This is a genomic window from Bacillus sp. FAU18 (assembly GCF_056033885.1).
In genome coordinates this window covers 1,156,673-1,175,739 of record NZ_JBVYHZ010000004.1, presented here as the reverse complement: position 1 = coordinate 1,175,739, position 19,067 = coordinate 1,156,673, and the positions used below count along the sequence as shown (strand labels likewise).

22 protein-coding genes are annotated in these 19,067 nt (G+C 44.9%); 16 read left to right on the top strand and 6 right to left on the bottom strand.

The features are described from left to right. Positions 1–12: 12 nt before the first annotated feature. On the bottom strand, positions 13–645 hold the full coding sequence (locus AC0OMU_RS17240; protein WP_153256456.1) for a YhcN/YlaJ family sporulation lipoprotein: 633 nt from the start codon (positions 643–645) through the stop codon (positions 13–15). 113 nt (positions 646–758) lie between these two features. Here AC0OMU_RS17240 and AC0OMU_RS17235 point away from each other — a divergent pair, with 113 nt between their 5' ends. Genes AC0OMU_RS17235 through nucF form a run of 3 tightly spaced genes read left to right on the top strand, consistent with a single transcriptional unit; the run spans position 759 to position 2,291 of the window. Continuing rightward, positions 759–1,034: a YutD family protein gene (locus AC0OMU_RS17235; RefSeq protein ID WP_003228682.1), complete on the top strand. Its 276-nt coding sequence runs from the start codon at positions 759–761 to the stop codon at positions 1,032–1,034. Between the two features lie 23 nt (positions 1,035–1,057). Next, a complete protein-coding gene (locus AC0OMU_RS17230) occupies positions 1,058–1,492 on the top strand; it encodes a DUF86 domain-containing protein (protein WP_474241362.1) in 435 nt (144 codons plus the stop codon). Between the two features lie 28 nt (positions 1,493–1,520). Further along, positions 1,521–2,291: a 5' nucleotidase NucF gene (gene nucF, locus AC0OMU_RS17225; protein WP_003243196.1), complete on the top strand. Its 771-nt coding sequence runs from the start codon at positions 1,521–1,523 to the stop codon at positions 2,289–2,291. A gap of 260 nt (positions 2,292–2,551) precedes the next feature. Here nucF and AC0OMU_RS17220 read toward each other — a convergent pair whose 3' ends face one another. Beyond that, entirely contained in the window at positions 2,552–3,052 is a 501-nt protein-coding gene (locus AC0OMU_RS17220; protein WP_003243814.1) for a phosphatidylglycerophosphatase A family protein, read from the bottom strand. A 152-nt stretch (positions 3,053–3,204) separates the two neighbouring features. Between AC0OMU_RS17220 and cotNH the strand changes: the two genes are divergently transcribed. The 5 genes from cotNH to AC0OMU_RS17195 all read left to right on the top strand — a co-directional run bounded on the left by cotNH (position 3,205) and on the right by AC0OMU_RS17195 (position 9,791). Continuing rightward, the gene (gene cotNH, locus AC0OMU_RS17215; RefSeq protein ID WP_015483650.1) at positions 3,205–4,224 is read left to right on the top strand and encodes a spore coat-associated protein CotNH; all 1,020 of its coding nucleotides are present in this window, start codon (positions 3,205–3,207) and stop codon (positions 4,222–4,224) included. Positions 4,225–4,424: 200 nt separating this feature from the next. After that, positions 4,425–5,726: a homoserine dehydrogenase gene (locus tag AC0OMU_RS17210; protein WP_014477878.1), complete on the top strand. Its 1,302-nt coding sequence runs from the start codon at positions 4,425–4,427 to the stop codon at positions 5,724–5,726. Then, positions 5,726–6,784, top strand: a complete 1,059-nt coding sequence (gene thrC / locus AC0OMU_RS17205) for a threonine synthase (protein ID WP_003228697.1) — start codon at positions 5,726–5,728, stop codon at positions 6,782–6,784. The genes AC0OMU_RS17210 and thrC overlap by 1 nt, the downstream gene beginning before the upstream one ends. Next, complete coding sequence (thrB, locus tag AC0OMU_RS17200) at positions 6,781–7,710, top strand: homoserine kinase (RefSeq protein ID WP_003228699.1); 930 nt, start codon at positions 6,781–6,783, stop codon at positions 7,708–7,710. Before thrC ends, thrB begins: the two co-directional genes overlap by 4 nt. A 107-nt stretch (positions 7,711–7,817) precedes the next feature. Next, on the top strand, positions 7,818–9,791 hold the full coding sequence (locus tag AC0OMU_RS17195) for a S9 family peptidase (protein WP_474241361.1): 1,974 nt from the start codon (positions 7,818–7,820) through the stop codon (positions 9,789–9,791). A gap of 41 nt (positions 9,792–9,832) precedes the next feature. Here the strand turns inward: AC0OMU_RS17195 and AC0OMU_RS17190 are convergent, their stop codons facing one another. Continuing rightward, positions 9,833–10,168, bottom strand: coding sequence for a NifU family protein (locus AC0OMU_RS17190; RefSeq protein WP_010886606.1), 336 nt, complete (start codon positions 10,166–10,168; stop codon positions 9,833–9,835). Positions 10,169–10,266: 98 nt separating this feature from the next. Between AC0OMU_RS17190 and AC0OMU_RS17185 the strand changes: the two genes are divergently transcribed. Then, positions 10,267–10,593, top strand: a complete 327-nt coding sequence (locus AC0OMU_RS17185; protein WP_063334607.1) for a YuzD family protein — start codon at positions 10,267–10,269, stop codon at positions 10,591–10,593. Positions 10,594–10,618: 25 nt separating this feature from the next. Here the strand turns inward: AC0OMU_RS17185 and AC0OMU_RS17180 are convergent, their stop codons facing one another. Further along, positions 10,619–11,686, bottom strand: a complete 1,068-nt coding sequence (locus AC0OMU_RS17180; protein WP_003228707.1) for an NAD(P)/FAD-dependent oxidoreductase — start codon at positions 11,684–11,686, stop codon at positions 10,619–10,621. Positions 11,687–11,948: 262 nt separating this feature from the next. Between AC0OMU_RS17180 and AC0OMU_RS17175 the strand changes: the two genes are divergently transcribed. From AC0OMU_RS17175 to paiB, 6 genes are all read left to right on the top strand, one after another. Then, complete coding sequence (locus AC0OMU_RS17175) at positions 11,949–12,185, top strand: YuzB family protein (protein WP_003222913.1); 237 nt, start codon at positions 11,949–11,951, stop codon at positions 12,183–12,185. A 137-nt stretch (positions 12,186–12,322) separates the two neighbouring features. Then, positions 12,323–13,537, top strand: coding sequence for a NupC/NupG family nucleoside CNT transporter (locus AC0OMU_RS17170; RefSeq protein WP_003228710.1), 1,215 nt, complete (start codon positions 12,323–12,325; stop codon positions 13,535–13,537). A gap of 122 nt (positions 13,538–13,659) precedes the next feature. Beyond that, entirely contained in the window at positions 13,660–14,514 is an 855-nt protein-coding gene (gene dapF / locus AC0OMU_RS17165) for a diaminopimelate epimerase (protein ID WP_367147583.1), read from the top strand. A 78-nt stretch (positions 14,515–14,592) separates the two neighbouring features. Further along, positions 14,593–14,955: a HesB/IscA family protein gene (locus AC0OMU_RS17160; RefSeq protein ID WP_003244166.1), complete on the top strand. Its 363-nt coding sequence runs from the start codon at positions 14,593–14,595 to the stop codon at positions 14,953–14,955. A gap of 338 nt (positions 14,956–15,293) precedes the next feature. Further along, complete coding sequence (paiA, locus tag AC0OMU_RS17155; RefSeq protein ID WP_474241360.1) at positions 15,294–15,812, top strand: spermidine/spermine N(1)-acetyltransferase; 519 nt, start codon at positions 15,294–15,296, stop codon at positions 15,810–15,812. Positions 15,813–15,835: 23 nt separating this feature from the next. Further along, a complete protein-coding gene (gene paiB, locus AC0OMU_RS17150; protein WP_133954423.1) occupies positions 15,836–16,459 on the top strand; it encodes a protease synthase/sporulation negative transcriptional regulator PaiB in 624 nt (207 codons plus the stop codon). Positions 16,460–16,532: 73 nt separating this feature from the next. Here paiB and guaC read toward each other — a convergent pair whose 3' ends face one another. Continuing rightward, on the bottom strand, positions 16,533–17,513 hold the full coding sequence (guaC, locus tag AC0OMU_RS17145; RefSeq protein ID WP_015483645.1) for a GMP reductase: 981 nt from the start codon (positions 17,511–17,513) through the stop codon (positions 16,533–16,535). Between the two features lie 278 nt (positions 17,514–17,791). On the opposite strand from guaC, the gene AC0OMU_RS17140 reads away from it, so the two are divergent. Beyond that, a complete protein-coding gene (locus AC0OMU_RS17140) occupies positions 17,792–17,932 on the top strand; it encodes a hypothetical protein (protein WP_003228723.1) in 141 nt (46 codons plus the stop codon). A 37-nt stretch (positions 17,933–17,969) separates the two neighbouring features. Here the strand turns inward: AC0OMU_RS17140 and yumC are convergent, their stop codons facing one another. Continuing rightward, positions 17,970–18,968, bottom strand: coding sequence for a ferredoxin--NADP reductase 2 (yumC, locus tag AC0OMU_RS17135; protein ID WP_003220618.1), 999 nt, complete (start codon positions 18,966–18,968; stop codon positions 17,970–17,972). Positions 18,969–19,067: the final 99 nt, after the last annotated feature.

The following is a 19,067-nucleotide window of genomic DNA, read 5'->3' as shown; positions in this document are numbered from 1 at the left end:
CAAAACGCCAGATCATCTGGCGTTTTTGTCATTCCTATCGATTTTCATGTCCTGATGTGTTTCTCCATTGGCATTTTCATTCTCTGAGACAGGGCTTCCTTGCGGGGAGGTTTTCATTTCTTGAATCGTCCCCGACATGATCTCTCTGATATCCCTTGAACCAGAGCCGAGATTGCTGTAATTTTCGACGGATTGCATATGGTTTGGATTATCAGAAATATACACGTGATAGTATCGCGGTATCACGGAAGCCGCTGTTTTTTTCACCTGATCGGCGGTCAGCTCCCGGTTTTTAGAATCGGTTTTGTATACGACAAGCGCTTCTCGGTCAGTCACCAATGTCGCAGCATCTTGAATATGAGGGAGCTGAACCGTTAAACTTGATATCATGTGAGCGGTTTCTTCCCGGTTCATCACCGGCGTTTTCTGCTGGTCTCCGTCAAATTGTTCTTTTTGATAGCGGACATAGCCAAATTGTTCGTTCTCATTATGCCTGTTAAAAGCCTCGTTGCGGTCCGACACATGAATGGGTTTGGTTTGATTCTGCGTCTGATTCCGGACATTTTGGGCATTATCCAATCCTGCGCCTCCGCACCCGGATAAAAGTCCGGTTAGCAGGCAGAGGCTGACAGCGGTTCGTTTCATTTATAAATCCCTCCTCATGTGTAGGGTAGCCAAATCGCATGATTTATTCTTTAGCAATTGATGGGGACGGGGCAATGAATTATGATAGGAATGAGTGAAAAAGAGGTGAGATCATGATTCTTATTCAAAATGCCGAATTTGAATTGGTGCACAATTTCAAAGACGGCTTCAACGAAGAGGCTTTTAAAGCCCGCTACTCCGATATATTAAATAAATACGATTATATTGTGGGAGACTGGGGATACGGTCAGTTAAGGCTCAAGGGCTTCTTTGACGACCAGAATCAAAAGGCAACCTTCGAAACGAAAATCAGCACATTAGATGAATATATTTACGAATACTGCAATTTCGGCTGTGCGTATTTTGTCTTGAAACGGATCAGAAAATAAATATACACAAAGGGGATGCTGTCATGTATTTTGTTGACAGAAGCAAAATCGAGAAAACACTAGGATTCTTCGAGCACCAGCTGGCGCTATTTGACTCACAAACAGGCTGGCAGTCTGAAATCGGGGGATTGGCACTTCAGCGTATAGGCCATCTGTTAATCGAATGCATTTTGGATACAGGCAATGACATGATTGACGGCTTTATTATGCGGGACCCGGGCAGCTATGACGACATTATGGATATACTTGTTGATGAGAAAGTTGTCACGGAAAAAGAGGGTGATGAGCTCAAAAAATTGATCGCCTACCGCAAAACGTTGGTTCAACAGTATCTGCTCGCTGACAGCGGCGAGCTTTACAGGCTGATCAAGGCGCATCAAACAGCTCTTCAGGACTTCCCGAAACGGATCAGAAGCTATTTGGAAACAGAGCTAGGGCCTGTTTCCGCGTTTAAATAACAACTGGAAAGCCACAGGAGTGTTGGATATGAAAACATATAAAGGGTATTTAATTGATTTAGACGGAACGATGTACAATGGCACGGAAAAAATCGAGGAAGCGTGTGAATTTGTCAGAACGCTGAAAGATCGCGGCGTTCCTTATCTTTTCGTGACAAACAACTCTTCGCGCACACCGAAGCAGGTAGCGGACAAGCTCGTGTCTTTTGATATTCCGGCAACAGAAGAGCAGGTCTTCACGACCAGCATGGCAACTGCCCAGCACATTGCACAGCAGAAAAAAGACGCGTCTGTGTATGTGATTGGGGAGGAAGGAATCCGCCAGGCGATTGAAGAAAACGGCCTGACATTTGGCGGAGAAAACGCGGACTTTGTCGTTGTTGGCATCGATCGTTCCATTACATACGAAAAATTTGCTGTCGGCTGCCTGGCAATCAGAAATGGTGCCCGCTTTATTTCCACTAATGGAGATATTGCGATTCCGACTGAAAGAGGGCTTCTGCCGGGAAACGGTTCACTGACATCGGTGTTAACCGTATCTACAGGTGTACAGCCTGTATTTATCGGCAAGCCGGAATCAATTATTATGGAGCAGGCGATGCGCGTTCTCGGCACAGATGTGTCTGAAACACTCATGGTTGGCGACAACTACGCCACTGATATTATGGCCGGCATTAACGCGGGTATGGATACGCTGCTCGTTCACACAGGCGTAACGAAAAGAGAACATATGACAGACGATATGGAAAAACCGACTCACGCCATTGACTCTCTGACTGAATGGATTCCATACATTTGAAAAAAGGGCACCCAAAAAAGGTACCCTTACAGATTGAGGGCACCCAAAAAAGGTACCCTTACAGATTGATGACAAAATCCTAAAACGTTTTCGTTTTAGGATTTTGTCATCTTTTCAGCGTGATTGAAAACCTTTGAAGTCTAGGAAGGCCGAGCACCGGAGCACGGCGAATGTTGAAATTCGTGAGCACCGAAGCGCAGGCCTGACAACGAATGCGAGGGTTTGTCGACACGCTGAAAGGGCACCCTAAAAGGGTGCCCTTATTCTGTATGCCGCGCGCGGTGTGCAAGTCTGCTTGAAGCCGCGGCGGAAATCGCTCCGACGATGTCATCTAAAAAGGTATGGCATTCACCGGTTGATTTATCATTCAATCGTTTAAGGATTCCGGGTTTTTCTTTGTCGATGTAACCGTAGTTCGTAAACCCGATCGATCCGTAAATGTTCACAATGGAAAATGCCAGAACTTCATCTACTCCATATAGGCTTTCATCTATTTCCAGCATCGTTTGCAGCGGTTCAGACAGTTTTTTCTGCTCAGCAAGAACATCCAATTCAATGCCCGTTAAAATCGCGTTTTGCACCTCGCGTTTTGCGAGAACACGATTGACGTTCAGCGTGCATTCATCAATGGTTAAATCCGGATGATATTTTTTCTGCAGAAAAAAGACAAGCTCGGCAATGTCTGATACCTCAACGCCGCGCTCCTTCATCCGTGCTCTTGCTTTAGCTTCCATCTGACTGAATTGTTCGTTTTCTGACATCAGCTTCACCCAATCTTTTTTACTAGTTTATACAAAATGCTTGAGAAGTTTACGACTTTTTCTTGCGCCTTCTTCGGATTAAAATATGTATTCATAATTCCGGCTGTGTATGACTACGATGTGATGAGCCCTAATTCAACAGGCAGGTGATCATGGTGAAAGGTACAATAAAAGAAAAATACGGCATTCACATCAGGCAGCTTTCCATGTACCAGCACACATATCAATGCTTTCAGACGCCTAATTCATACTTTCTGATTGTTCCCGTTTCCCAATTCTCAGAAACAGAGCTGGCGGAGCTTTATTACATGAGTCAGTATTTACAAGAACAAAGTGACCCATACGTCTCGGTTTTTATCTTTACAAAAGAAGGTGAGCTGACATTTGAACATGAGGGAAAAACGTACGCTCTGCTGAAGGCGGCCCCCCCTTATTCAAACAGGGCGTTCTCCATTGGAGCGGAGCTGTCGGAATTTCACCGAAAAGGCCGAGGATATCCGTATGAGGTGAAGGCAGCCGGAAGAATCGGCCAGTGGAAGGATCTGTGGGGAAAACGAATTGATCAGCTGGAAGCATTTTGGCAGAGAAAGGTTCAGACCCCTCCGCATGAGCCATTCGATAAAAAAATGATCGAATCATTTTCATATTATTTAGGACTGTCAGAAAACGCGATACAATATTTAGTGGACACTGAGCTGGATGACAAGCCCCAAGCCGCTGATTCAGGAACGATATGCCATCAGCGGATGGAAAGGCATACATGGTCACCCGAATCACTGATCAGAATTCCGGCTGATTGGGTGTTTGACCATGCTTCCCGTGATTTGGCTGAATATATGAGGCATACGTTTTTGCATCACAGACAAGATTTTAATCAGCAGGGCTTTCTCTTTTTACAGGAATACGAGCAAGTCACACCGCTGTCTTCGTTTTCGAAACGCCTTTTATACAGCCGTCTGCTTTTCCCGCTTCATTATTTTGAAATCGTGGAAAGCTATTACATGTCATCAGAATCAGAAAAGCATTATTTTGAAGAACAGCTTGACTTCATTCTTAATGACTGTGGGCGTTATGAACAATTTCTCAATACAGCGCAGGAATTCATGAATATGCGGGCGCAGAAGCTGTTTGTTCCCCGCGTCAGCTGGCTCGGCAAAGGCAGCTCAGGGTGAGGAGAAAATCTGACAAAAATAATTAGAAAATAAAGAATCTTGTCATATCAATGCATTAAGCGTTTACATTCACAAAATTCAGCCTAGTGCTGTCTTGTCAAAACAGGAGCGGGCTTATATAATGTTTGTAACTTATATGTCTGTGTTGAGTTAACAATTGTCTTTTTCAAGAGGACAATCAAAAGAAAGGTGGAGTTTTTTTGAAAGCGATTCGTGTAGGGCTTTTAGGTTTAGGTACCGTCGGAAGCGGTGTCGTTAAAATTATTCAAGACCATCAGGATAAGCTTATGCATCAGGTCGGCTGTCCGGTTACGATAAAAAAAGTGCTTGTAAAAGATATAGAGAAAAAGAGAGAAGTAGATTTGCCGAAGGAAGTGCTCACGACAGAAGTGTATGATGTCATTGATGATCCAGATGTTGATGTCGTCATCGAGGTGATCGGCGGCGTTGAACAGACAAAACAATATTTGGTCGACGCGCTGAGATCGAAAAAGCATGTTGTCACAGCAAACAAGGACTTAATGGCTGTGTACGGCTCCGAGCTGCTTGCCGAAGCAAAGGAAAATGGATGCGATATCTACTTTGAAGCCAGTGTTGCCGGCGGGATTCCGATTCTGCGCACGTTAGAGGAAGGCCTCTCATCAGATCGAATTACAAAAATGATGGGAATTGTGAACGGCACAACAAACTTTATCTTAACAAAAATGATCAAAGAGAAAAGCCCATACGAGGAAGTGCTCAAGGAAGCGCAGGATCTCGGTTTTGCCGAAGCTGATCCGACTTCTGACGTGGAAGGGCTTGACGCCGCACGGAAAATGGCGATATTGGCGCGCCTCGGCTTCTCGATGAACGTGGATCTGGAAGACGTCAAAGTAAAGGGGATCTCCCAAATTACAGACGAGGACATCAGCTTCAGCAAACGCCTTGGCTATACAATGAAGCTGATCGGGATTGCTCAGCGTGACGGCAGCAAAATCGAGGTCAGCGTACAGCCGACACTGCTTCCTGACCACCATCCGCTTTCTGCTGTTCATAATGAGTTTAACGCCGTTTATGTATACGGCGAGGCTGTAGGTGAGACGATGTTCTACGGGCCGGGAGCCGGAAGCATGCCGACAGCGACATCCGTTGTTTCTGACCTCGTCGCTGTCATGAAAAATATGCGCCTTGGTGTAACAGGCAACAGCTTTGTCGGACCGCAATATGAGAAAAACATGAAATCGCCGTCTGACATTTATGCACAGCAGTTTTTAAGAATTCATGTAAAAGATGAGGTTGGTTCATTCTCGAAAATTACATCTGTGTTCTCAGAACGGGGCGTGAGCTTTGAAAAAATCCTTCAGCTGCCAATTAAAGGCCATGATGAGTTAGCTGAAATCGTAATTGTCACACATCATACATCAGAAGCTGATTTCAGTGATATTCTGCAAAACCTAAATGATTTGGAAGTCGTTCAAGAAGTCAAAAGCACATATCGTGTAGAAGGGAACGGTTGGAGCTAATGTGGAAAGGACTTATCCATCAATATAAAGAATTTTTACCTGTAACAGATCAAACACCGGCGCTGACTTTACATGAAGGAAACACACCTCTTATTCACCTGCCGAAGCTATCTGAGCAGCTCGGAATTGAGCTTCATGTCAAAACGGAAGGCGTCAATCCTACGGGATCATTTAAAGATCGCGGAATGGTTATGGCTGTGGCAAAGGCAAAAGAAGAAGGCAATGACACGATTATGTGCGCGTCAACAGGTAACACTTCCGCTGCTGCGGCAGCATATGCAGCCCGTGCTAACATGAAATGCATTGTCATCATCCCGAACGGAAAAATTGCATTTGGAAAACTCGCTCAAGCTGTCATGTACGGAGCCGAGATTATCGCAATTGACGGAAACTTTGACGATGCGCTTAAAATTGTCCGTTCCATCTGTGAGAAATCACCGATTGCCCTTGTCAACTCAGTCAACCCTTACCGCATTGAAGGCCAAAAAACTGCTGCCTTCGAAGTGTGCGAACAGCTGGGGGAAGCGCCTGATGTTTTAGCGATCCCGGTCGGAAACGCGGGAAACATCACTGCGTACTGGAAGGGCTTCAAGGAATATCATGAGAAAAACGGCACAGGCCTTCCGAAAATGCGCGGCTTTGAAGCTGAGGGTGCGGCGGCAATCGTGCGCAATGAAGTGATTGAAAATCCTGAAACAATAGCGACAGCCATTCGTATCGGAAACCCGGCAAGCTGGGACAAAGCTGTAAAGGCAGCCGAGGAATCCAATGGGAAAATTGACGAAGTCACTGATGATGAAATCCTTCACGCATATCAGCTGATCGCCCGTGTAGAAGGCGTGTTTGCAGAACCAGGTTCTTGCGCGTCTATCGCAGGAGTGCTGAAACAGGTGAAATCCGGAGAAATTCCGAAAGGCAGCAAGGTCGTAGCTGTGTTAACAGGAAACGGACTGAAAGATCCGAACACAGCGGTCGACATTTCAGAAATCAAGCCTGTCACTTTGCCGACTGATGAAGACAGCATCCTTGAATATGTAAAAGGAGCGGCCCGTGTATGAACGAAGCCGACATGCTGTTCTCTGTCACTGTTCCCGGAAGCACAGCTAACCTAGGCCCCGGCTTTGATTCAGTCGGAATGGCGCTCAGCAGATATTTGAAGCTGACCGTCTTTGAAAGCGACAAATGGTCTTTTGAGGCTGAAACAGAAACAGTCGCCGGAATTCCGGCGGGTACAGATAACCTGATCTATCAAGTGGCTAAACGGACCGCAGATTTGTACGGAAAAGAAATGCCTCCTGTCCATGTGAAGGTGTGGAGCGACATCCCGCTTGCACGCGGCCTTGGCAGCAGCGCCGCGGCGATTGTAGCGGCCATTGAACTGGCTGATGAATTATGCGGCTTAAAGCTGTCTGAAGCGGACAAGCTGCATTTAGCCAGTCTAGAAGAAGGACACCCGGACAATGCTGGCGCTTCTCTCGTCGGCGGACTTGTGATCGGCCTGCATGAGGATGACGAGACCCAAATGATCCGCGTCCCGAATGCTGACATTGACGTAGTCGTTGTCATTCCTTTTTACGAAGTGCTGACAAGAGACGCGAGAGACGTGCTTCCGAAGGAGTTTCCATATGCCGATGCCGTAAAAGCAAGTGCTGTCAGCAATATCCTCATTGCTGCGATCATGTCCAAGGACTGGCCGCTTGTCGGGAAAATCATGAAGAAGGATATGTTCCATCAGCCGTACCGGGCGATGCTTGTGCCTGAGCTGTCAAAAGTAGAGCACGTCGCCGAGATGAAGGGCGCATATGGAACGGCTCTCAGCGGAGCAGGCCCGACGATTCTTGTCATGACCGAAAAAGGAAAGGGAGAAGAGCTAAAAGAACAGCTCGCGCTTCATTTCCCTCATTGTGAAGTAGACGCTTTGACCGTTCCGAAAGAGGGAAGTATAATAGAGCGAAATCCTTTATATCAAGTAAAAAGTGTATAAATCATGCCAAGCGTTCCTCAGCGTCAGCGGAGGGCGCTTTTTTTTGCTGAAGATAAAGGAGTTTTTATTTAGAAAAACGAAATACTTGTAAAAAGGAGGAGATGAATATGAAAAAGCTGATAACCGCAGACGACATCACTGCGATTGTCTCTGTGACCGATCCTCAATACGCCCCAGACGGCACCCGTGCCGCATATGTAAAATCACAAGTGAATCAAGAGAAAGATTCGTATACATCAAATATATGGATCTATGAAACGAAAACGGGCGGGTCTGTTCCTTGGACACATGGAGAAAAGCGAAGCACCGACCCAAGATGGTCTCCGGACGGGCGCACGCTTGCCTTTATTTCTGATCGAGAAGGCGATGCGGCACAGCTGTATATGATGAGCGCTGAAGGCGGAGAAGCGAGAAAACTGACTGATATCCCGTATGGCGTGTCAAAGCCAATATGGTCCCCGGATGGCGAATCGATTCTAGTCACTGTCAGTTTGGGAGAGGGAGAAAGCATTGATGACCGAGAAAAAACGGAGCAGGACAGCTATGAACCTGTTGAAGTGCAAAGCCTCTCCTACAAACGGGACGGCAAAGGGCTGACGAGAGGCGCGTATGCCCAGCTTGTGCTTGTCAGCGTAAAGTCGGGTGAGATGAAGGAGCTGACAAGTCACAAAGCTGATCATGGTGATCCTGCTTTTTCTCCTGACGGCAAATGGCTTGTTTTCTCAGCTAATTTAACTGAAACAGATGATGCCAGCAAGCCGCATGATGTTTACATGGTGTCACTGGAGTCTGGAGATCTTAAGCAGATTACACCTCATCGCGGCTCATTCGGACCAAGCTCATTTTCACCAGACGGAAGGTATCTTGCTTTGCTTGGAAATGAAAAGGAATATCAGAATGCAACGCTCTCAAAGGCGTGGCTCTATGATATCGAACAAGGCCGCCTCACATGTCTGACTGAAATGCTGGACGTACACTTAGCGGATGCACTGATTGGTGATTCATTGATCGGTGGTGCCGAACAGCGCCCGGTTTGGACAAAGGACAGCCAAGGGTTTTATGTCATCGGCACAGATCAAGGCAGTACGGGCATCTATTATATTTCGATTGAAGGCCTTGTGTATCCGATTCGTCTGGAAAAAGAGTACATCAATAGCTTTTCTCTTTCACCTGATGAACAGCACTTTATTGCCAGTGTGACAAAGCCGGACAGACCGAGTGAGCTCTACAGTATCCCGCTTGGACAGGAAGAGAAACAGCTGACTGGCGCGAATGACAAGTTTGTCAGTGAGCATACGATATCAATACCTGAAGAGATTCAATATGCTACAGAAGACGGCGTGACGGTGAACGGCTGGCTGATGAAGCCTGCACAAATGGAAGGTGAGACAACATATCCACTTATTCTCAACATACACGGCGGTCCGCATATGATGTACGGGCATACATATTTTCATGAGTTTCAGGTGCTGGCGGCGAAAGGATACGCGGTCGTTTATATCAATCCGAGAGGAAGCCACGGCTACGGACAGGAATTTGTGAATGCGGTCAGAGGAGATTATGGAGGAAAGGATTATGACGATGTGATGCAAGCTGTGGATGAGGCTATCAAACGAGATCCGCATATTGATCCTAAGCGGCTCGGTGTCACAGGCGGAAGCTACGGAGGTTTTATGACCAACTGGATCGTCGGGCAGACGAACCGCTTTAAAGCTGCCGTTACCCAGCGCTCGATATCAAATTGGATCAGCTTTCACGGCGTCAGTGATATCGGCTTTTTCTTTACAGACTGGCAGCTTGGGCATGACATGTTTGAGGACACAGAAAAGCTCTGGGACCGGTCTCCTTTAAAATACGCAGCAAACGTGGAGACACCACTTTTGATTCTGCATGGCGAGCGGGATGACCGATGCCCGATCGAGCAGGCGGAGCAGCTGTTTATCGCTCTGAAAAAAATGGGCAAGGAAACCAAGCTTGTCCGTTTTCCGAATGCATCGCACAATTTGTCACGCACCGGACACCCAAGACAGCGGATCAAGCGCCTGAATTATATCAGCTCATGGTTTGATCAACATCTCTAATAAAAAAGCCAGGCTGATCAAATATCAGCCTGGCTGCTTTATTAAAAAACTTGTTCTACTTCAACGACACCCGGCACTTCTTCTAGAAGAGCGCGCTCAATTCCGGCTTTCAGCGTAATTGTTGAACTTGGGCAGCTGCCGCATGCGCCTAGAAGACGAAGCTTAACGATACCTTCATCTACGTCTACAAGCTCACAGTCACCGCCGTCACGAAGTAAAAACGGACGAAGTTTGTCCAGTACTTCCTGCACCTGTTCTTTCATTTCAACTTCAGTCATGACATTCGCTCCTTTCGTCGTCATAAAACCATTATATTCAGTGTAACAATAAAAATCTATTGTTTGGTTTGCAAAGTTGCTTTCCCTATTATAGCACATTCAGACTTCAACACAAAAACGGTTTTTTTCTATAAAAACGTCCTTTGGCTCTGTATACTTAAAAGAAAGGACTTACATAGGAAAGGGGGCGTTTACAAGTGATGAAACCAGTCATGCTCAGCGTATACGGGGCAGAAACCGTTTGTGCGAGCTGTGTCAATATGCCGACAGCCAAGGATACATACGAGTGGCTTGAGGCTGCGCTGAAAAGAAAATATCCAAATCAGCCTTTTGAGATGCAGTACATCGATATTCATGAGCCGCCTGACAATGAACATGCGAAAGAGCTTGTGGAAAAAATCAGAAATGACGAGTATTTTTATCCGCTTGTGCTCGTAGAAGACAAAATTGTCGGTGAAGGCAATCCGAAATTAAAAGACGTTTATGAGGAAATGGAGAAGCATGGGTATACAGAAAACCGCTGACTTGATCAGCGGTTCTTCTCTATCATTAACCGTTATGGTGTTTATACATCCACAGCAAGCCGGATTTCAGCATACGCGGAACACGGCCGATCAGCGGACGGTCAGCAACAAGCCCGAAGCCGGCTTTTTTTCCGAGTGAACCGAGGACGCCTTTCAGCTTAAACTGAGGCATTGATTCAGGCAGGGCTTCTCCATTCCAGCGTTTTTGCAAGATTTGGACAATCTGCTCTGCTTGAGCCTCTGCCAGCTGGGCGCTCGGTGCATGAGGAAGGCTGGCGCAATCGCCGACAACGTACAGATGTTCATCACCTGGAAGATTGTGATGAGGCGTTAATACAATACGCCCTTGTGCGTCCTTCTCCACATCTAAGTCTCTGACGACTTTGTTTGGCTGGATGCCGGCTGTCCACACGATGGCGTCTGCAGAAATCGGATCATCGTGGTTATACACAACGCCTTCTTCTACTTTTGTGATATTTGCCCTGTTAATAATGCGGACACCGTGCTCTTCGAACCATTTTTGCACATATTTGCTTAAACGCTCGGGAAAGCTTGATAAAATGAGATTACCGCGGTCGAACAAAATAATGTTCAGGTCATCACGGCTTTCTCTCAATTCACTTGCAAGCTCAACGCCGCTTAAGCCCGCTCCGACAATGGCGACGGTGGCATTAGCGCTCAGATTATTCAGCTTTTGATAGGTTTCGCGGGACTGATCGATGGTTTGAATACTGTAGGTGAATTCAGGCGCTCCCGGCACGTTGTGGTATTTATCCTCACAGCCGAGCCCGATTACGGCGTCATCGTAAGAAATCGGTTCACGATCTTGGAACAGCACTTGTTTTTGTACAATATCAATTGATGTGATATCACCATATTGGACATCCAGGCGAGGGTGCTCTGGGAATGACACTCTGATATGATGGTCAGAAATTGTGCCTGCGGCAAGGGCATAATATTCTGTTTTCAAGCAGTGATAAGGATTTCTGTCAATTAACGTGATTGAAACATCATCAGGCAGCTGGTTTGGCAATAAGCGATGAAGAACACGCATGTTCCCGTAACCTCCGCCGATCAAGACCAATTTTTTCATTTGAATTCCCCTTTAATCCGAAGAGTATGATAGACACATTGAAGAAAATACGAACTATGTAAAATAACATCTAGAATTATATCGAATTTGATCTAAAATCACAATAATAGTTTCAAAATAACCTACAATTTAGCCTGAAAACACAAATTAGTAAAACGTTATTTGAGAAATAATATGTTACGATAATAAATTTTGAATCATCCGTTGTCTTTGACGAATAGTAAAAAATTCGCGATAATGGACATATGTGAGGTGAAACCGCATGAATCCAATGATTGAATTTTGTGTCAGCAATCTGGCTCACGGCTCTCAGGAAGCCCGGGCGATTTTGGAGAAGGATCCCAACCTTGATGTCCTTGAATATGGCTGCTTAAGCTACTGCGGGACATGCATGGAATCGCTTTTCGCTCTGGTAAACGGAGAAGTCGTCATGGGTGAAACGCCTGCTGAGCTTGTTGAGAATATATATACCTTTATTGAAGAAAATCCAATGTTTTAAAGAAAAGGGCCTGGACAGGCCCTTTTTTTATTTTGCCGTACAAAAGAACTAAAAAAATGTGTAGACATCAAAAAATATTATTGTTATCGTATAAAAGATATTTTTTTAAATAAAATTTAAGAGGTGTACGAGTATTCATGAATGTTCTGTGGGGGCTGCTGGGCGCAGTTGCGATCATTGCTATCGCGTTTTTATTTTCAGAAAAGAAAAGCAATATTAAGATAAGAACCGTCATCGTTGGTTTATGCACACAGGTGGCGTTTGGATACATCGTGTTGAAATGGGAAGCGGGACGCGCTGTTTTTTTATGGTTTTCAAGCCGTGTACAGCTTCTGATTGACTATGCGAATGAAGGCATCAGTTTTATTTTTGGACCGCTTCTAAAGGTCGGAGACAGTCCGGCATTTGCATTAAGTGTACTGCCCGTTATCATTTTCTTCTCAGCACTGATTGCAGTTTTATATCATTTGAAAATCATGCAGCTCGTTTTCCGTGTCATTGGCGGCGGATTGTCGAAGCTCCTTGGAACAAGCAAAACGGAATCTCTGGCGGCTGCTGCCAATATTTTTGTAGGACAATCAGAATCTCCGTTAGTGATCAAACCTCTGATTGCTGGGCTGACGCGCTCTGAGTTGTTTACGATTATGACGAGCGGTCTATCGGCAGTTGCGGGATCTACCTTGTTTGGGTACGCGCTACTCGGTATTCCGATTGAATACTTGCTGGCGGCCAGCTTTATGGCTGCTCCAGCTGGACTAGTCTTTGGTAAATTGATTATACCCGAAACGGAAAAAACGCAAACCGTAAAAAGCGATTTCAAAATGGATGAAGGTGAAGGCGCAGCCAATGTCATTGACGCAGCTGCAAAGGGAGCGTCAACAGGACTGCAAATTGCGTTAAACGTTGGGGCGATGCTGCTTGCGTTTGTTGCGTTAATCGCTGTAGTAAACGGTATTCTCGGCGGGGCTTTCGGCTTGTTCGGTTTAAAAGGCGTAACATTAGAATCCATTCTCGGCTATGTGTTTTCTCCTATCGCCTTTTTGATTGGCGTGCCCTGGCATGAAGCATTGCAGGCGGGAAGCTATATCGGCCAGAAATTGGTGCTGAATGAGTTTGTCGCTTATTCTAACTTCGGTCCGCACATCGGCGAGTTTTCTAAGAAAACTGCTACCATTATCAGTTTCGCGTTATGCGGATTCGCCAATTTTTCATCAATTGCGATTATGCTTGGTACGCTTGGCGGTTTAGCACCCAGCCGCCGTTCAGATATCGCACGTCTCGGCCTGAAGGCTGTTCTTGCAGGAACATTAGCCAATCTGCTCAGCGCAGCCATTGCCGGCATGTTTATATAAACGATAAAAGCTCCTTGCGTCAGTGCAAGGAGCTTTTATGTATGAAAAACGGGGGATAATTGTATTGTGTCCGCTTATAATAGCTTTTATACTAAGAAAAAGAAAAAAAGTTGGAGGCACCTATGAACTCATTTCGATTTACCAAAATGCACGGCCTGGGAAACAGTTATATTTATGTGAATCAATTTGAAGAACAGCTTTCAGAAGAAAAACTGTCAGAGATTGCAATTCAGGTTTCTTCTGTTTATACAGGGATCGGATCCGACGGAATGATCCTGATATGCCCATCAGACCAAGCGCCTGTTAAAATGCGGATTTTTAATAATGACGGGTCTGAAGGGAAAAACTGCGGCAACGGCCTGCGCTGCGTCGCAAAATACGCATATGAGCATAAGCTGGTTGAGGAAACATCTTTTCTGATTGAAACTCTCTCCGGGCTTGTGAAAGCGGAGGTTCAAGTCGAAAACGGAAAAGTGAATGTGGTCACTGTCGATATGGGCGAACCGCGCTTGACAAAATCCGAGCTCCCGATGCTTGACGGCGGGGAAGAGCGCACAATCAATGAAACGATGGCATTTGGTGAAGTAGAACTAACAGGCACTGCCGTTTCAATGGGAAATCCGCATATCGTTTTTCCGATCGCAGACATTGAACAGGCACCCTTAACGACACTGGGGCCGGTGATTGAGAAAGATCCGAGATTTCCGGAAGGCATCAATGTGGAATTCGTTGAAACTGTGAATGAACAAGAATTGCATTTCCGCGTCTGGGAACGGGGATCAGGGATTACTCAGGCATGCGGGACAGGAGCATGTGCAGCGGCGGTCGCATCTGTATTAAACGGCGTATCAAAGCGAAATCAAGACATCACGGTGCATTTAGCAGGCGGGGATTTGGTGATAAACTGGAAAGATAACGGCCATGTAATGATGACAGGGCCGGCTGAAACCGTTTGTGAGGGTGTCTATTTCTTGTAAAACACCTTGTTTGAGAATTGGGACGATCATGTTTATAATAAAAGACAGCAACCGGTTTTTAAAAGGAGGTTCACAATGATGAGCAACCCGGTAACAATTACAGAAGCAGCAGCTTTGCATATAAAAGATATGATGAAAGAGCATGAAGAAGAAAACGCGTTTCTGCGTGTAGGCGTCAAAGGCGGCGGCTGCAGCGGACTTTCTTACGGCATGGGCTTTGAGCATGAAAAGAGTGAATCAGACAGTGTGTTTGATCAGCATGGCATCACTGTTCTAGTTGACAAAGAAAGCCTTGACATCATGAACGGCACCGTGATTGATTATAAACAATCCATGCTCGGCGGTGGCTTCACCATCGACAATCCAAACGCCATCGCTTCATGCGGCTGCGGTTCTTCGTTCAGAACAGCAACGAATGCAGGCAAGCCTGAAGAGTGCTAAGCACTAAAAACGGATAGCAACTATTAATGACGCTTTTCTTAGCGATAAATCATCGTTAAGGGAGGCGTTTTTATTATGGGGAAATGATGCAGAGAGTTCCGGGAACTTCGGCAAGAGAAAATCCGCATTGCTGTTTGATTTTTGTTGTAAATACAGCAAAATTACGCTATATTTAATGCGAAGTATATTTTATTGCATTTACAACAAAAAACGTTAGGGAGTTGATGATGAAGAAGGTTTTTGGAATGGTAACAAGGTCAGTATCTGTTCCTTGTTTAAATATATTAAAAAGGGACACAAGACAATTGAATTTTTAATAAAGGGGCTGAATCCGAACAATGAGTGTAAAAATGAAAAAATGCAGCCGGGAAGATTTACAAACACTCCAACAATTGAGTATTGAAACATTCAATGACACTTTTAAAGAACAGAACTCACCTGAAAATATGAAATCCTATTTAGAAAGCGCATTTAACACTGAGCAACTGGAAAAAGAGTTATCCAATATGTCTTCGCAATTCTTTTTTGTTTACTTTGATCATGAAATCGCTGGATATGTAAAGGTCAATATCGATGATGCTCAGTCTGAAGAAATGGGTGCTGAATCACTTGAAATCGAGAGAATTTATATAAAGAACAGCTTTCAAAAACATGGGCTTGGCAAACATCTGTTGAATAAAGCTATAGAAATTGCGCTGGAACGTAATAAAAAGAACATTTGGCTAGGTGTGTGGGAAAAAAATGAAAATGCCATTGCCTTTTATAAGAAAATGGGGTTTTATCAGACCGGCGCCCACTCTTTTTATATGGGTGATGAAGAACAAACGGATTTAATCATGGCTAAAACACTCATATAATATTTTTCGAAGGGTGGATGATGATGTATATTCCAAAATATTTTAAAGTCACAAATGCTGAAGACATTTGGAATTTTGTACAAGAAAACTCCTTTGGTACGATTGTCACAACAGAACAAGGAAAACCAATTGCCACACATTTGCCGTTAGGATTCAATAAAAAAGATGATCATTACTATATTACGGGGCATTTCGCTTATGGAAATCCTCAGTGGAGAACGTTTGAAGCCTGTGAAGATGTGCTTGTGATGTTTCAGGGACCGCACGCTTATATTTCTTCTTCCTGGTATTCGCGCGAAAATGTTCCGACGTGGAATTATCAGGCTGTCCACATGTATGGAAAAGCAAGTATGTTAGAGAAAGATGAATTAGCAGAAGAATTAACAATCATGCTGGAGAAATACGAAAAACATCGTGACAATCCTGTTTTATGGGATAAGCTTTCTCCAAAACTCTTAGAACGTGAATTGAAAGGTATCGTTGGATTTAAGATTAAGGTGGAAGACATTCAAGCGGCATATAAATTAAGCCAGAACCGAAATGAAACGGATTATATGAACATCATTGAACAGTTGCAAAATGAAGAAAATCCAAATGCAAAACAAATGGCAGAACTGATGGAAAATAAATTCAAAAAGCAAATATAAGCTTACTTTGCTGAAGAAGTAGCAGAAAACGCCAACTCAAGCGGAGAACCGCTGACTTGGCGTTTTTTTATGATTAATATTTATCCCCATTAAAAATGGAATTCTTCACAATCACATAATCCACATTGCGGATGGCGTCAAGCTTTGTTCCGCCTGCATAAGAAATAGAAGATTGAAGATCCTGCTCCATTTCAATCAGTGTATCCTTGATTGAGCCTTTATGCGCCACGTGCATTTTTTTGCCTTCGACATTTTTCTTTTCGCCTTTTTGGAATTCAGAGGCTGAGCCGAAGTACTCTTTGTAAAGCTTTCCGTCTTTTTCGATCGTTTGGCCTGGCGATTCTTCGTGTCCGGCAAATAGTGAACCGATCATGACCATCGTTGCGCCGAATCGGATTGATTTTGCGATGTCGCCATGGGTGCGGATGCCGCCATCCGCGATAATCGGTTTGCTGGCTGCTTTGGCACACCAGCGCAGCGCCGCTAATTGCCAGCCGCCTGTGCCGAAGCCGGTTTTGATTTTCGTAATACATACTTTTCCCGGTCCGATGCCGACTTTAGTGGCATCCGCTCCCGCATTTTCAAGTTCTCTGACCGCTTCCGGCGTTCCGACATTGCCAGCAATAACAAAGCTGTCCGGCAAATGTTTTTTTAGGTGCTGGATCATTTCAATGACAGCATTTGAGTGCCCGTGAGCAATGTCAATTGTCACGTATTCAGGAGTCAGATTTTCTTCTGCCAGCTGGCGGACAAATTCATACTCCTCCTCTTTGACGCCCACGCTGATAGAAGAGAATAAGCCGCGTGCGTTCATATCTTTAATAAAATTAATTCGTGTCTCAGGCTCAAATCTGTGCATCACATAAAAGTAGCCATTTTCGGCTAATGAAATCGCTAGTTTTTCATCTATAATCGTCTGCATATTGGCAGGGACGACGGGTAATTTAAATGTACGTCCGCCTAAACGTACGGATGTATCACATTCTGAACGGCTATTTACAATGCATTTTGCAGGAATTAGCTGAATATCTTCGTAATCAAATACGTTTTCCATGTTTTTCACTCCTAAAAACGAATATTTAAAATGATATTATATGAAATGTTCGCCTTCTATAATGTACTCTGTTTTATTTAGGATGTCAAACATTATGATTTCCTGGCAGGTATGGTGCAAGTGCCGAAGCTTGTCATGCAGGGTGAGTTTAGGTATCATAGTTTTAACGAATGGTCTTAGAGAGCGGATCAAAACGCGAATGATATACGTTCAGCAAAGCTTGGTCGTTCAGCACCAGGCTTTCTTTATGGCATGGACATGGGAAAGGAGCGAATAAGATGGCCCAAAACGAAGAAAAAACACCGAAGTCCCAAAAGATTCAGGACCGTATTATTATGGCAATGATCTGGGTAGTCGCAGCCCTTGTGATTGCGCTGGTTGTAGGAACTGCATTGAATTATATCAATATCTTCAAATAAAAAAGGAGCTGTGTCGCAGACACAAGCTCCTTTTTTATTATTTATTTTCAAAAAGACTTGTTGAGTGAAGAGGCTGTACGCGGGCTTTCGGGTCCATGTAAGCCTTGGCGTTGTTCACTGCTGTCGGTGCCTCACCGAAGCCGCTGGCAATCAGGTTGACTTTTCCTTCGTATGTACAAATGTCACCTGCTGCAAAGAAGCCTTCGATATTTGTTTCCATTGTTGATTTCACGACAATGGAATTTTTCTCGATATCCAGGCCCCAGTTTTTGATCGGTCCAAGAGATGAAACGAAACCGTAGTTGACGATTAAGTCATCAATTTCTAAAATTTCTTTGCGGTCGCCTTTCACTTCTTCAAGCACTAGCTGTTCGATTTTGTCTTCGCCGATCAGCTCCGCAGGGACGAATGGTGTCAGGACATTAACCTTCGACGCATGAAGGTTTTCCACACTGTGCTCGTGCGCACGGAACTTGTCGCGGCGGTGAATGATCGATACTTCTTTTGCGATTGGCTCAAGCATAAGCGCCCAGTCAACCGCGGAATCTCCACCGCCTAGGATCGCAACGCGTCTGCCGGCGAATTTTTGCAGATCATCAACGAAGTAATGGAGGTTTTTGCCTTCATACTGCTCGGCATTTTCAAGTTCCAGCTTTCTCGGTTTGAATGCGCCGTTTCCTGCAGTGATGATGACCGTTTTAGAGTAGTGGGTTTCTTCATTTGTTACAAGCTTAAACACGCCATCCGCTTGTTTCTCAACAGATTCAACCGCTTGCTCCAGACAAATGGTTTGGTCGAATTTCGCCATTTGCTCTTTTAGGTTATTGATAAGCTCTTGCGCGCGGATTTTCGGGAATCCCGCTACATCATATATATACTTCTCAGGGTATAGGGCGCTAAGCTGTCCGCCGAGCTGAGGCAGGCTTTCGATAATTTTGACGCTTGCCTGTCTCATTCCGCCGTAAAAAGCGGTGAATAAGCCGACCGGTCCCCCGCCTATAATTGTAATATCATAAACCTTTGTATCCTCTCGCATACGAAAATTGCCTCCTAAATGAAAATTGTTATTAATTATACCATATTGCCGTTCAAATTGACGAGTCAGCAGAAAAAATCGTAAGGATCTAACGTGCCC